Source organism: Campylobacter avium LMG 24591 (assembly GCF_002238335.1).
Classification (GTDB): Bacteria; Campylobacterota; Campylobacteria; order Campylobacterales; family Campylobacteraceae; genus Campylobacter_D; species Campylobacter_D avium.
In genome coordinates this window covers 636920-651183 of the sequence record NZ_CP022347.1, presented here as the reverse complement: position 1 = coordinate 651183, position 14264 = coordinate 636920, and the positions used below count along the sequence as shown (strand labels likewise).

At 34.1% G+C, this 14264-nt stretch carries 15 protein-coding genes; 4 read left to right on the top strand and 11 right to left on the bottom strand.

What is annotated here, in order from left to right:
* Window positions 1-8 precede the first annotated feature (8 nt).
* The 8 genes from bamD to CAV_RS03340 all read right to left on the bottom strand — a co-directional run bounded on the left by bamD (window position 9) and on the right by CAV_RS03340 (window position 7356).
* On the bottom strand, window positions 9-647 hold the full coding sequence (gene bamD / locus CAV_RS03375) for an outer membrane protein assembly factor BamD (protein ID WP_094325105.1): 639 nt from the start codon (window positions 645-647) through the stop codon (window positions 9-11).
* 66 nt (window positions 648-713) lie between these two features.
* Window positions 714-935, bottom strand: a complete 222-nt coding sequence (locus CAV_RS03370; RefSeq protein WP_094325104.1) for a hypothetical protein — start codon at window positions 933-935, stop codon at window positions 714-716.
* On the bottom strand, window positions 916-1302 hold the full coding sequence (gene fliS, locus CAV_RS03365) for a flagellar export chaperone FliS (RefSeq protein WP_094325103.1): 387 nt from the start codon (window positions 1300-1302) through the stop codon (window positions 916-918). The genes CAV_RS03370 and fliS overlap by 20 nt, the downstream gene beginning before the upstream one ends.
* A gap of 10 nt (window positions 1303-1312) precedes the next feature.
* Window positions 1313-3622: a flagellar filament capping protein FliD gene (gene fliD, locus CAV_RS03360; RefSeq protein WP_094325102.1), complete on the bottom strand. Its 2310-nt coding sequence runs from the start codon at window positions 3620-3622 to the stop codon at window positions 1313-1315.
* Window positions 3623-3624: 2 nt separating this feature from the next.
* Complete coding sequence (locus CAV_RS09190) at window positions 3625-3981, bottom strand: flagellar protein FlaG (protein WP_094325101.1); 357 nt, start codon at window positions 3979-3981, stop codon at window positions 3625-3627.
* 123 nt (window positions 3982-4104) lie between these two features.
* Window positions 4105-5958 (bottom strand): motility associated factor glycosyltransferase family protein, encoded by a 1854-nt coding sequence (locus tag CAV_RS03350; RefSeq protein ID WP_157676313.1) that lies wholly within the window; start codon window positions 5956-5958, stop codon window positions 4105-4107.
* Window positions 5951-6805 carry a signal recognition particle-docking protein FtsY gene (ftsY, locus tag CAV_RS03345; RefSeq protein ID WP_094325099.1) on the bottom strand — a complete coding sequence of 285 codons (855 nt, stop codon included), beginning with the start codon at window positions 6803-6805 and terminating at the stop codon, window positions 5951-5953. Before ftsY ends, CAV_RS03350 begins: the two co-directional genes overlap by 8 nt.
* Window positions 6805-7356 carry a TlpA family protein disulfide reductase gene (locus CAV_RS03340; protein ID WP_157676311.1) on the bottom strand — a complete coding sequence of 184 codons (552 nt, stop codon included), beginning with the start codon at window positions 7354-7356 and terminating at the stop codon, window positions 6805-6807. The genes ftsY and CAV_RS03340 overlap by 1 nt, the downstream gene beginning before the upstream one ends.
* 64 nt (window positions 7357-7420) lie before the next feature.
* Between CAV_RS03340 and CAV_RS03335 the strand changes: the two genes are divergently transcribed.
* Genes CAV_RS03335 through CAV_RS03320 form a run of 4 tightly spaced genes read left to right on the top strand, consistent with a single transcriptional unit; the run spans window position 7421 to window position 11335 of the window.
* Window positions 7421-8035 carry a 5-formyltetrahydrofolate cyclo-ligase gene (locus CAV_RS03335; RefSeq protein ID WP_425426157.1) on the top strand — a complete coding sequence of 205 codons (615 nt, stop codon included), beginning with the start codon at window positions 7421-7423 and terminating at the stop codon, window positions 8033-8035.
* Window positions 7968-9521, top strand: a complete 1554-nt coding sequence (gene rny / locus CAV_RS03330; protein WP_094325096.1) for a ribonuclease Y — start codon at window positions 7968-7970, stop codon at window positions 9519-9521. The genes CAV_RS03335 and rny overlap by 68 nt, the downstream gene beginning before the upstream one ends.
* Before the next feature lie 3 nt (window positions 9522-9524).
* Window positions 9525-10088 (top strand): DedA family protein, encoded by a 564-nt coding sequence (locus tag CAV_RS03325; protein ID WP_094325095.1) that lies wholly within the window; start codon window positions 9525-9527, stop codon window positions 10086-10088.
* Window positions 10085-11335, top strand: a complete 1251-nt coding sequence (locus CAV_RS03320; protein WP_094325094.1) for a ComEC/Rec2 family competence protein — start codon at window positions 10085-10087, stop codon at window positions 11333-11335. The genes CAV_RS03325 and CAV_RS03320 overlap by 4 nt, the downstream gene beginning before the upstream one ends.
* On the opposite strand, the gene CAV_RS03315 is transcribed toward CAV_RS03320, so the two are convergent.
* From CAV_RS03315 to CAV_RS03305, 3 genes are read right to left on the bottom strand one after another with little or no spacing between them, the layout of a single operon-like run.
* Complete coding sequence (locus CAV_RS03315; protein WP_094325093.1) at window positions 11249-12094, bottom strand: YihY/virulence factor BrkB family protein; 846 nt, start codon at window positions 12092-12094, stop codon at window positions 11249-11251. The two genes, CAV_RS03320 and CAV_RS03315, sit on opposite strands and share 87 nt — an antisense overlap.
* Entirely contained in the window at window positions 12094-13473 is a 1380-nt protein-coding gene (locus tag CAV_RS03310; RefSeq protein WP_094325092.1) for an FAD-linked oxidase C-terminal domain-containing protein, read from the bottom strand. The genes CAV_RS03315 and CAV_RS03310 overlap by 1 nt, the downstream gene beginning before the upstream one ends.
* Window positions 13463-14188: a plasminogen-binding N-terminal domain-containing protein gene (locus tag CAV_RS03305; protein WP_157676309.1), complete on the bottom strand. Its 726-nt coding sequence runs from the start codon at window positions 14186-14188 to the stop codon at window positions 13463-13465. Before CAV_RS03305 ends, CAV_RS03310 begins: the two co-directional genes overlap by 11 nt.
* Window positions 14189-14264: the final 76 nt, after the last annotated feature.

Sequence of the window (14264 nt, the reverse complement as noted above, 5' to 3'; positions counted from 1 at the left end):
TCTATTCCTTATTCAAATATTCTTCTATACCAAGCACTTCTTGCCTTTATCATAGGCACATCTTTAAGCATTGATTCTTCTAGTCTTAATTTATAAACCTCATAGCTTTCCTCTCTGCCTGTGCGTTTGTATAAATCAGCTATGCTCTCATCCAAGGCAAAATACGCTAAGCGAAATTTAGTAAGCATGGTACCTACTAAAATGCTGTATTGAGTATTTGGATATGAGTTTGAAAATTCATCTATCTGGTTCATAGTTTCTATCAAAAGCCCTTGTTCGCGGTTTGGCTGGGCAAAGGACTCGAATTTAGAACGAATTTGCATGTATCTTATAAAATCTAAATTCTTTGAGGTTCCAAATTTTTTAGCATTTTCATCCAGATAAAAATTAGCCATTTTATATTCTTCCTCATCTATATGTGCCTGTGCCAATATAAGAGCGATAGGCTCTAGCAAAGGGTCAGATACATGCTCGCTTGACATAGATGTGTAATGCTCATCAGCCTTTTCTAAGTCTCTATCTTGCAAATCCTTGATAATTTGTTTGTACCACTGCGAAGAGCTTAGATTATAAAGTTCATCGTCTTTAGTGCTACAAGAAATAAAAAATAAAGAAAGGGTAATCAGTATAAAAAAATTTTTAAGCATAAAACACCACTTTTTAATTATGATATAAAATGCGATAGTAACAGTTTTTTTAAAACAAAGAATAAACTACTGTTCAAAAAACTTCTTAGCCTTTTGTATTTTTTGTATTTGAACAGCCACTTTGTTTTTTTTGTTTTGCATTAAAGTGAGTGCCTCATCCATAAGGGCTTTTGCTTGTCTTAGTTCATTCATATCCGTACTTGATATTTTCGTGTCAAGTAGCTTTTCTATAGAATTTACATCCTCATCTATGATAGCTAGTTTAAAATCATTTATCCATTGCTGCATCTTGATGTATTTCCCTCCAAGCTTCCAAAAGACCTTTAACTACATTTATGACTTCATCCACCTTGGTTTCGTCATTTTTCAAATTTGCTAAAGATAAGAGCTGAATTTCTCTCATATAAAGCCCATTAAGATAATACGCCACATCTCCGCCTTTTTCATAATCAAGGCTGTTAATAAGCTCGATAAATATCGCTGTTGCTCTTTTTACATAATATGTTCTTTGTTCTATATCCTCATTTTTTATACAGACTTTAATCCTAGAACAAAATTTAAGCAAACCCTCATAAAGCATTTCTATCAATTTTTGAGGCGATTCAATGCCTACCTGATTTTCAGTGTAGGCATTATAGGCTAGATTATTTTGCATTTTAATCCTTTTATGAATTTGAGTTGCTGCTACTCATAGAAGCTATCATAGCATTTACAGCCTGAGCTTGAGTATTAATCTTTGATATGATAAGCTCGTATTGTATCCAAGTTTCCTCTAAGGTCTCATACTTTGTGTCGATTGAAGTTTGGGTTTTTTCCTTGCTATCTTGCAAAGCTTTGTTTTCGGTTGTTAGCTGTTGTTCATAAAGGGTTAGTGTGCCGTCTGTGCCGGTTAAGCCCTTTAAATAGTCATTAAGCTTAGCAAAAACACCAGTTCCTTGCTCTAACTGAGGAGAAAGCTGAGTAGCACTTAAACCTAACTTATCTTTTAAGAAATCATCTTTTCCTTCCACCTTAAAATCAGAGCCATTGTCGCTATCAAATTTAAGCGCATACTGCGTTGTTTTTTGTCCTTGAGCGTCTGTAACAGAAACTTCTTCCAAGCTAACATTTAAATCCTCTATGCCAAAGCTATTTATATGTTCTAAAAGCTTTCTAGCTCTTTCAGCAGCGTCAGCTCCTGTTAAAACAAAGTCTTTTCCATCGACTGTTTTTGACAAATCATAAGTTGTTTCATTAAAGGTTATCTTAAAGCCTGAGTCTTTAAAGTCTATATCTTGGTCTAGCTTGATTTGCTCGCCAACATAGTTTAAATTCTCAAAGCCAGAAACACCGGCGAAGAACTTCTCAGCAAAGCTTATATCCTCTGACATCTTGGATGTAAATTCACTTGATGTAAATGTTAAAAGCCCGTCCTCAGTCATATTTAAACCAAAATCCTGCAATGAAACCGCGACATTAGCAGGTATGTCATTTCCGTTTTCATCTTTTATAGTTCCAGCAACTGTTTGGGTTTGAAAGAGTATGGAAACTAAATTTGTTCTTATGTTATTTACCTCACTTACACCTTGCAAATCCCCGCTAGTGCCTGTCTCGGTATCATACTTGGTAACTTCTGAGAGATAATTTACTAAATCATTATACTTTTCTACCAGCTCTTCCATAGCGGTGCTTAAGCTCTCTGTATCTTGTTTGATACTGAAATTTATCTCACCGGCTGTTTTTAAAGTAAGAGTAAGGCCTGTTCCTATGTCTTTTACCTCATTGCTTTGTCTTGTCATCTTAACGCCATCAACTGTAAAGATAGCATTTTGAGCTTGTTTTATATGATACTCGCCGTTTGGGTCATCCACGCCGTATTTTTTAACTACATTTATGCCCAAAGTATTGCTTAATAAAGATGAAGCATTCGCATCTGTTTGGAAATTCCCACCAGAGCCAACACCACCATCTTGAGCCCCGTCAAAAACGGTTACCGTAGCACCATTTGGAGCATTAACACCAGCTGAAAAACTAAAATTAAACTCGCCCTTAACATTTCCAGCAGCTGATAGCTGAACCTTTGAGCCTGTTACCTGGTCTACTCTATCTATTAAATCTTGATAAGTATCGGTAGTCTTAGCCTCTATCTCAAAAGCTTCCTCTCCAACAAAAACAGTGAATTTTGTATCTTGCGCTATACCAAGACTAGTTTGTAAGCCTGTTGTGCTAGAACCTAAGTTGATTTTGTTAATAGAGCTTGACGAAAAGCCTTTAAAGTTATCAGGAGCAAAGTCAGTTGTTTTTAAATTCCAACCAAGCGATGATAAGACTTGCACTGCATTAGAATCTTCTTGATATATACCATTGCTCTTAGTTCCAGCGTAAAAGCCTATGGCATTGTCAGTTCCTGTTTCTTTACTTGTGAGGGTTAATCTGTAAGGATTAGTTTTCTCGCCTGTGTTGATAATCTTTGCTTGTATATTGCCACCTGTGGCGTTGTTGATTTTATCTGCTAATTCTCTAAAGGTGGTGTTTGAATCCACTTCTATGCTGTACTCTTTATCATTTTGCACCAAGGTAAATGTAGCCTTTGTTCCGCTAGGTAAATTTGGTGCTATCATGTCTGTGTCTTTGTTAAAGCCTTTGCTTTGATACACATCATTTTTAGCTATTTGTTCAACAGTTACTAATAAATCCTGTATATTAACACCACTTGCTGCATCCAACGAAGCTGCGGCATTGTCTCCTGTTACGCTAGCGTCTACCTTTCTGTTAGAAAAGGCTGTAGAATCGCCCAAGGAAGAAATAGCAGTCTTAAAAGCTGAAAGCTTTGTTGTAAGCTCGGTTAAAGCAGTCTTTTTAGCCGTATTTATTTCTATCTTGGTATCATAAGGTTTTATTTGATTACTCTCGTCAAGCTCTTTCATTTTATTAATTAAGTCTGATGTAAGTACATTTGAAGCAATACCTAAACTTCCTAATTGTCCTAAAGCCATTTTTATCCCTCCTTATCAAATAACATACCAACTATATTTTTAAGGTGTTCCTTAAGCTTCATAGCCTCTTCTGTTGGTATTTGTCTAATCAAAGCTCCGGTGTCCTTTTCTACGACACTGATGTAAAGCTCGCCAATCTCATCGTTAAATTCAAATTTAACATTAGCATTAAGAGAGCTCATCTGTTCGTTTAAACTCTTTGTTAAATCATTTAAGCCGATGTTCTCATCACCTTGCTTGCTATCCTTAGGATTATCATTGGATAACACAGCAGCATGAGACGGTCTTTGCAAAGAACCAAGCTTTGCTATACTAGCAGACACGTTGGTATCTGCATTACTTATCTTACCTATATCCATCGTTAATACCCCTCCCCTATGGCAAATTGATTTCTCCTTACATGCCATATCGACATTAACTGAAAAAATTTAACATTTTTATCGTAAAAATTTTAAATTTATGATGTGTAAGCAAAAACTGTTCTAACTTTTTTCTAAATATTTTTCAAGCAAGCTATCTAGGAGTTTAAGGTCTATTATAAAGCTTTTCATGGCCTCTGTGATGAGATTTATAAGTTGTAAATTTTTTTGCACTTCCTCGCTATTGCTGTAAGTTTTGCAAACAAAAATTTTAGTAAAAGAAAGGCGAAAATTAGACAAATCACTTGTTAAAACATTCAAAAGAGCTGGATTTTTATCTAAAAATTCAGAAAATTCATCCATAAAAGCAAGCAAAAACGAAACAATTTCCCTACTTTTAAGCAAATCATCCTTATCGCCGTTAAAAAGCTCGATGGCTTTTAGCATGGTATTTTCTAAATTCTTAATACCTTGCTTGCAAATTAAATTTAACTTTTGCATTTCTTTATAAATTTTTTCTAAAAGCTTTGGTGCATTTTTTCTAGGCTCTAAGTCCTTAAAAGGCTTTTTAAGGACTTCATCAAGCAAGGTTTCGCAGTCTTTAAAGCTAAGTTCTTGTGTGTAATTTATCCTAGCACCGCCCTGCGTAGCGTTTATCAGCCTTACTTGTTTATTTTTATTATTTTGAATGTTTAAGCACATTTTTTCTAAAACGCCCTTAAAAAACTTCCAAATTTTATGACTTTTAACAGTTCCCACGCCACCATAAGCTACAAGCTCTTCCTCGCCTTGCAAATCATTTGATTCAAAAAATTCAGTGTAAATATAATCCTTGCTATGCGAAGCACCTTTACTATCATAAGCTAAATCCTGTCCTATAAAGATGATATTTTGATGTTCTAGCTGATACGCTAATTCTAGGGCATTATGAGCAACGGATGAGCCTATGTTTAAGTAGCCAAAATCCTGAAGTTTTAAGGACTTTATAAAGGCTGCTTCATAGCTTACTATGATGAATTTTCTAGCACTTTCTTTTAAGTACTTAACAGCAAGCGGAGATACTACGGACGTTAAGACAAAGATTATATCTTTATCAATTTGAGGGAAATTTTGCTCAAATAATTTAGCCGTCACATCTGTTCTTTCACACATCAATACATAATCTGGTTTAACATCATGCTTTGCTAAGATAGAATACGCAGAATCCGCACAAAAAATACTAGCCCTTTGCTCGTAAGCTTTTAACAAAGGAAGCTGTTTGTGTAAGGAAGGTCCGGTAGATACTATGATAGCCGTCTTTGAAGCCTTTCTTCTTAGGCTTATAAGCTCTTTTAGGCTTGAGTTTGAAACCATATCTTGTATATTATCAACTGTGTTTCGCATGCCTACTAAGGTATCTGCGGCTGAGTTGCCTTTGGAAATAACAGTTTCTTTTATAAGGCTTGAAATTTTATTTTGCAAGGCTAAAATTTCACTCTCATATCTTAGATAAAAATCGCTGCAAATATCTAAAAAATACACTCTTAAGCTATCAAAAATGCCTTTAGAGACAAACAAAGAACGCATTATATTTTCATCATTTTTGCTTAAAAGTATGAGTTTGTTTTCTTTAAAATACTTAGAATAATCATACTCGCTTAACACACAGCTTAAAAGCTCTAAATCATCATCAAAAATTACTACATGCTTTAAATTTGGATTTTTTAAAAGTAAAATGTAAAGATAAGCATTTGCAAAACCATAAAAATACAAAACCTTATAAAGCTCGTATTTTTCATAAAATTTAAGCTTTTCTTTGTAAAAGGTGGCACTGTCTTTAAAAATTAGCTCGTTTGTGTGAACATCAAGGATGTTTGAATTTTCTAACCCCCCCCCGTTCACAATAATCTTATATCTAGTGTTTTTAACCTGCGTTAAAGCCTCTTTAAGACTTTGGCTGTGAAGGCTGGATAAATTTTTTGCTAAAATTTTATTCACCATAAATTCCATCGACTAAGGAATTCACATAAGCATTATAATCAAAGCTAACTATGTCATCTTTAGCTTCTCCAAGCCCTATATAGAGGATATTTAACTCAAGCTCTCTTGCTATGCTAAGCAGCACGCCTCCCTTTGCCGTGCCATCAAGCTTGGTGATAATCAAGCCATCAAGGCTCACAAGCTCATTAAAAACCCTTGCCTGTTCTAAGGCTGTATTTCCTTGAGTGCCATCTAAGATTAAAATTTTCCTATGCGGCGCACCCTCTAGGGCTTTGTTTGATACTCTTATTATCTTTTCGAGTTCTTGATTGAGATTTTTTTGATTTTGCAATCTTCCAGCAGTATCAAGCAAAACCCTATCATAAGACTTGCTAAGTGCTTTTTGTATGCTATCATAAGCTATGGCTGAGGGGTCATTTGACTGCTCATTTGCAACTATATCTATGTTTAATTTATCCGCCCAAAGTTTTAGCTGCTTTGTTGCCCCGGCTCTAAATGTATCACAAGCTCCCAAAAGCACTTTAAAATTCTCTTTTTTATATAAATTTGCTAGCTTAGCAACAGTGGTTGTCTTGCCAGCTCCATTAACTCCTAAAATAAGCTCTACAAATGGTTTTGCCTCTTTTATATCCTTCTTATCGTACATAAAATACGAGGACATAACCCTTCTTAAATCCTCCTTATTTACCTTATCACTAGGTGGAAGATAGTATAAAATTTCCTCCACAACATCATAACTCACATCAGCTTCTAAAAGCATTTCCTCTAGCAAATCCTTAGTAAGATGCTGATTTTGCTTAACCTTAGATAAGGACGCTATGGTTTTTTTAAGATAAGAAATCATTACATTATAGCCTTTTGTATGTCTATATCTAGCATTTCTTGAGGGATGATACCTATATATTTTTTAGCAAAAATTCCATCGCTTTTATATAATATTATTGTTGGGATAGCATTTATTCCGCCAACTCCTTTTGTAAGTAAAAAATTATTATCCCCAAATGCTAAAGGGAAATTTAGCTTATTTGCAAGTCTAAAATCCCCAATATCTAAATTTGCACTATCATCTATAATCACGCCTATGACATTAAAGCCGTCTCTGTATTTTTCTTGCAGGGCATTTAAATGCGGAAGCTGAACCAAACAAGGAGTGCACCAAGTACTCATAAAGAAAAACATAGTGGCCTTTTGCTCGCTATCAAATTCCAAAAGATTATTACTTGCCTTAATGGCAATGCTTTTGTTATTGTCTAATTTTAAGTCAAATTTTATGCTCTCATTAGATCTTAAGGAAGCTGAGGCATTTTTATCCTCATCTTGTGTTTTATCGCAAGCACTTATAAAAAATACGGCAAAAAATAAGATAAAATAAGAGCTAAATTTTAATAAAGTCATGATATCAAACTCCAAATTTATTTTGATAAAATCTGGATTATATATGAAAAAGGTTAAGGATATGTTGTCAAAAGATGAAATTAGAAAAACTTGCAAAACTCTTTTAAAAAAGCACAGCACAAGGGCTTTTAAAAGGGATTTTTCCGTCTTTAAAGAAATAAAACATATCATAAAAGAAAAGAAAGCAAAAAATGTCTTGATATACATACCTTTGGATTACGAGATAAATTTGTTTCGTTTTAGAAAAAATTTAAGCAAAACTTGCAATCTTTTTGTTCCATTTATGCAAGATAAAAGCTTAAAAATTGTAAAATTACGGTTGCCTTTGTATAAAAAAAGGTTTGGGATTTTAGAGCCATTTAAGTCTGATTTGAATTTAAAGCTGGATTTAGCCGTTGTTCCTGTGATAGCGGTTGATAAAAATTTAAAGCGGATAGGCCATGGGAAAGGTTTTTACGATATGTTTTTTTCAAATTTAACTTATAAACCGCTTGTAGTTTTCATACAAGGCCTTGATTTGTTTTATAATGAAAATTTGACTCAAAAACACGATGTAAGAGCTGATTACTTCATAAATCCTTACAAAAAATATTTTAAGAAAGAGTTTTCAAATGTTAATAATATTTTACATATTTATAGCCGTTATCATAGGCGTGGGGATAGGATATTTAGTTGCTAAAAAGATAGATGAAGCCAAATACAACATCTTTGTAGAACAAGCCAAAGCAAGAGCAAAAGCCATAGAACACGAGGCCGAACTTGTTTTAAAAGATGCGAAAAATCATATCTTAAATGCCGAGCTTGAAATTAAGAAAAAATACGAGGATAAAAGCCACAAGGTTCAAAAAGAATACAACCAAAAAATAGAGGAATTGAGCAAAAAAGAGCAAAAAATCAAAGCTTATGAAAGCGAAATCGAAAAAAGCAAAGAAGAGCTTGATAAAAGTAAAAGCAAGGCTGTAAATCTCTACAATGAAAATTTGAGATTAAAGGATAGCTATAACACAAAGCTAGACGAGCTTATAAGAGTTTTAGAGCACTCATCAGGACTTACGCAAAATGAGGCAAGGGAAATCATACTTAAAAAGGTCGAGGAAAAATCAAGAGATGAAATTTCGCACATAGTAAGAAAATATGAGGAGGAAGCCAAGAGCGAAGCCAAGAGAAAGGCAAACTACATCATAGCGCAAGCTACCTCGCGTTTTGCCGGTGAATTTGCAGCCGAAAGACTTATAAATGTTATAAATATAAAAAATGACGAGCTTAAAGGACGCATCATAGGCAAGGAAGGAAGAAATGTAAAAACCCTTGAAATGCTACTTGGCGTTGATATCATCATAGACGACACTCCAGGAGCTATAATAATTAGCTGCTTTAACCTTTACAGAAGAGCAATAGCAACTAAGGTTATAGAACTTTTGGTAGAAGATGGCCGCATACAACCAGCTAGAATAGAAGAAATTTACGAAAAGGTATGCAAAGAATTTGAAGACAGTATACTTGAGGAAGGGCAAACCATACTCATGGATTTAAACATTTCTAAAATGCACCCTGAAATAGTTAAATTAATAGGTAAATTAAAATACCGTGCATCCTACGGACAAAACGCCTTAGCACACTCATTAGAAGTAGCACATCTAGCTGGAATTATAGCAGCTGAGTGTGGGGGCGATGAGAATTTAGCAAGAAGAGCTGGAATTTTACACGATATAGGAAAAGCCTTAACACATGATTTTGAAGGCTCTCATGTGGATTTAGGAGCTGAACTTTGCAAAAGATACAAAGAACACGATGTGGTTATAAATGCCATTTACGCGCACCACGGACACGAGGAGGCAACCAGCATAGAAAGTGCGGCTGTATGTGCGGCTGATACCTTAAGTGCTGCAAGACCGGGTGCTAGACGCGAGGTTTTAGAAGCTTTCTTAAAAAGAGTAAGCGAACTTGAGGATATAGCAAAATCAAAACAAGGTATTAAGAATGCCTATGCGATAAATGCTGGCAGAGAAATAAGAGTAATAGTTAATGCAGAGCTTGTAAATGACGATGAATCGGTACTTTTGGCCAAAGAAATTGCAGATGAAATTCAAGAAAAAGTGCAGTATCCTGGCGAAATAAAGGTAAATGTCATAAGAGAGCTTAGAGCTGTGGATTACGCAAGGTAAGCCATGCAAGAGATGATTGACACCCTGCTTAGCTGGGGTTATGCCATACTTTTCATCTACTCCTTAGGCGGTGGAATGGTAGGAATTTTAGCGGCTGGGCTTTTGAGTGCTTCTGGGCATTTTTCTTTAGCACTTTGTATTTTTTTAGCTTTTTTTGCAAACACCTTGGGTTCAACCGTGCTTTTCTTGCTGGGTAGATATGGCAAAAAAGACATAATGCCTTATTTTAAAAAACACAGACGCAAAATAGCCCTAGCCCAGCTTAAGATAAAAAAGCACGGAGTAAGCCTTATCTTGCTTCAAAAATTCATCTATGGACTTAAGACCTTCATACCACTTGCAGCAGGCTTTGCGAAATATGATTTTATGAAATTTTTTATCTTAAATCTTCTAGCTACTGTAATCTGGGCTGTAGGGCTTGGATACCTTGGCTTTGCCTTTGGTGCTTCTATATCTTATGTAGTGGATGCTTTTTCTGAGTATTCGTATCTTGTGCCTATATTTTTGCTAATCTTACTAATCTTATTGTGGTTTTATTTGTCAAAATTTTCAAAAAAACCTAAATGAAATTTTCGCAAAAACATAAAGAATTCTTTACGCTAACAGCTTTTTGTCTTTTTGTTTTTGCGTTTAATCTACTTTATGAGTATCTTTGCTTTATAGATTTTAAGGAAAATAAGCATAAATTATTAGAAAATGCCCTAGTTTTACAAAGTTATAATAAAACAAACGAAAAGGGCAGAACTTACGGTGTTTTGAAATTACAATACAAGAATTTCAACTTCTACACAACAAGCAAAAAAGATAATAATATCAGCAGATATGAGCTTTTAAATTTAAGAGTTATCAACAGTTCTGTAAATTTTAAGGATTTTTTATCAAAAAATTTTTACATGCCAAGCTATGATTTAAACACAAGTACTAACACATATAAACAAAATCCTATCATAACTTATTTTTTAAAGCAACACAAAGATGAAAAGATAAAAGAATTTTACGGAGCCTTATTTTTTGCCCTGCCAGTGTCTTTGGAGCTTAGAACAGATGTAAATTACTACGGTATAGCACATTTAATAGCTATCAGTGGCTATCACATAGGGCTTATATTTTCTTTTTTGTTTTTCATACTTTATCCTTTTTATAGCTTTTTGCAAAAAAGATATTTTCCTTACAGAAATTTAAGGCTTGATATATCGGTACTGATTTTTATATTTTTGTTTTGCTACGCTTATTTAATAGGCTTCGTGCCATCTTTTATAAGGTCTTTGGTGATGGCCTTGTTTGCCTTTTACCTGCTTTTAAAAAATATAAGGCTGTTAAATTACTCCACATTATTTTTCTCTATCCTCATATGTATAGCCTTGTTTCCGCAACTTTTATTTAGCGTTGGCTTCTTTTTCTCAATCTTTGGCGTCTTTTTTATCTTTTTATACATGAATCATTTTTCTAAATTCTTTAGCAATTTCACAAATGTAGTCTTGTTAAATTTATGGACCTTTTTTGCTATGATTGTGCCTGTTTTGTATTTTTTCCCATTAATTAGCTTGCAACAGCTTCTTTGCATACCTTTATCTGTACTATTTGTGGTATTTTATCCTTTGGTGTTGTGCTTACATATCTTAAATTTTGGATATATTTTAGACGACCTTTTACTTGACTTTTTCTCTATCAAATTTTATGCAAAAAACATCAGCATTAATTTTTATATTTTTATAAGCTATGTATGCTTATCTTTGCTTAGCATGCGTTTTGCTTATTTGGCTTTTTTTGTTGTTCTTGCCAATGTTATTCCCTTTATTTTGCTCTACATATAAGCTAAAATAATGATAAGTCTTAAAGCCAAAAAGATAAATAATCCACGATATATAAATCCATATAAAGAAAAATAAAAGCACAGAAAAAGAGCCATAAATATTAGTATAAGCCTTGTTATACACTACATAATACACAAATAAATTCTTACCTATATACCACACAGTAGCACTTACCAAAGATGTGATTAAAAGGTATTTTAAATTCCCTTTTTGCAAAGAACTTGAAAAAGATATAAAAAACAAAGCCCAAATGATGATAAATGGCAGTATCTCAAAGAAATTCAGGCCTATTTTAAAATCATCAAGTGTTTTTTGTATGTAAGCAGAAATGTAAAAAGAAAGTCCGAGCCCCAAAGGAACTAAGGTTAATAGCGTCCAATAAGCACTAATGCTATGCCAAAGCCCTCTAGGCTCGCTTTTTGTGATACGGTTTATAGTGTAATCATAGCTTGAAAAAAAGGCCAAAGATGTAAAAGCCATGGCCACAAGTCCTATTATACCTATATTTACGCTATTTTTTAAAAAGGTATCAAGATAGCTTGAGATAAGCTCTTGTTGTGTTGGTATCAAAAAAGTAAAAATTAAATTTTTAATCCTATCATAATACACATCAAAACTAGGAATTTGAGTAAAAACAGAAAAACATACAAACAGTATAGGTATCAAAGACAAAACAGTGTGAAAACTAAGTGCAGCACTATGATTCATCACTTCCTTATCTTTGAAAAGTGCTAAAAATCCTATGGTTTTTCTTAGCATTAAAGTCCCATTTTGTTTGGATTTAAGATATTATTTGGATCAAAGGCATTTTTAATCGCACGCATAATGTTCATCTCAGCCTCGCTAAAGGCTAGTTTCATAAAAGGAGCCTTGCTCACCCCTATGCCGTGCTCTCCGCTTAGTGTGCCATCAAGCTTTATGGCTAGTTTGAAAATTTCAGTGATAGCCTCGTGCCCTTTTTTTACTTGCTCTTCGTCGTTTTTATCCTCAACCATAACATTTACATGCACATTTCCATCTCCGGTATGCCCAAAACAAGGAATTTTAAAGCCGTATTTTTTAGAGATTTCATTTATGCCGCTAAGCAAGGCAGGTAGCTTAGATCTTGGCACGGTTACATCTTCATTTAATTTCAAATTCCCATACACAGTTATACTTTGAGAGCAGTTTCTTCTAGCAAACCATATATCAGCAGCTTCTTTTTCATCCTTTGCTATCTTAAATTCACTAGCCCCAGCTTCCTTAAAACAAGCCTCAAGCATTTTTAAATCATCATCCAAGCTTTGTTCTACATTGCCATCAACATCGGCTATAAGTATAGCGCCAGCCTCAACAGGCAGACCTTTTTGAAATTTGCTCTCAACCGCTCTTATGCTAAGATTGTCTAAAAATTCCATAGATACAGGTCTAACACCCTTTGCTAAAGAGGTATAAACAGCTTTCATAGCCTCATCCACACTTTTAAAAATCCCAAGAGCAGTTTTTTTAAGCTTTGGCAAGGGCATAAGTTTTAAACAAATTTCAGTGATGACTGCTAAGGTTCCCTCACTAGCTATTAAAATTCCTGCTAGATTGTATCCTGCTACATCTTTTATCGTTCTTTTTCCAGCTCTTATTATATCTCCGTTTGGCAAAACTGCTCGAAGTGCTAAAACATAGTCCTTTGTTATGCCATATTTTGCCGCTCTCATACCACCTGCGTTTTCGCTTACATTTCCGCCTATGCTTGAAAAATCCATACTAGCAGGATCAGGTGGGTAAAAAAGTCCGTGTTTTTTAAGCTCTTCTTGTAGTTTCGAATTTATCAGTGCTGGCTGCACTACTGCCACTAAATTTTCAAGGTCTATTTCTAAAATTTTATTCATGTGTTTTTCAAGGGCTAAAACTACCCCACCATTTACACTCAAACTTCCGCCCGTAAAGCCAGAACCAGCCCCTCTTGGCACGACTATTATCTTATTTTCATTGCAAAATTTTAAAATTTCACTTATTTCTTTCTCATTTTTAGGAAAAAGTACCCCATCTGGCAAAAAATGCTTTCTAGTGGCATCATAACTATAAGCTCTTTTATGAACCTCATCAAATTTGGCATCATCACCCAAAAGTTTCGTAAAATACGACTTAAATTCAGCTTTCATCTTTGTATCCTATAAGCTTTTTATAATAAGCATAATAATCTTTCACCCTGCTTTCAAAAAAATTAAATATAACCTTTTGATAACCATCAATCCTTGAGTAAAACGGGGTTTGCACCTCAGTTGATGAAAAGTTAAATTCGTTTTCATAAAGTATAGAAAAGCTCCAACAATCCACAAAAACAACCGACTTTTCAAGTGCAAACACTATAAGACCCAAAGCATTATTAGAGCACATAAGCTCAAAATCCTCTTTTTTAGGACTTAGCTTATATTCTCTTATCATATAAGCACCCAAAATATCAGGGTGTAAGAAATAAATTTGACTAAATCTAGCTTCCACTTCGTTGTAGCTTTGTTCATTTGGTGCGATTAGCATAGCCCTATCATACAAGAAATTCAAACGAACCGTGTCCCCAACTTGTATCTTTGTATCTGGTCTTGGCAAGGCTTCTTGCTTGATAATGTCGTATTCTTCTAGCTTGAGCTTTATAAACTCATCTTGTATATCATTAACACTTACTCTAGCTATGGCAGTTTCAATACCTGCTATATTTTGTATGACAACAGCACTTGCGCCAATTTTTGTTTGTATATTGTTGTTTTGTATATAAAACTCATTGTTTTCAATCTTAAAAATCTTTGTATCCACAGGAGCAATGGCGTATAAATTTAACAAGAAAAAAAATAAAAAATAAAAAGAGGCTTTAAAATACAAATAAACTCCTTTGATTTTGCAAATTTTTCCAAATTATAATCTAAAATTATTACATTTTTGTAAGAAATTTAAAGTA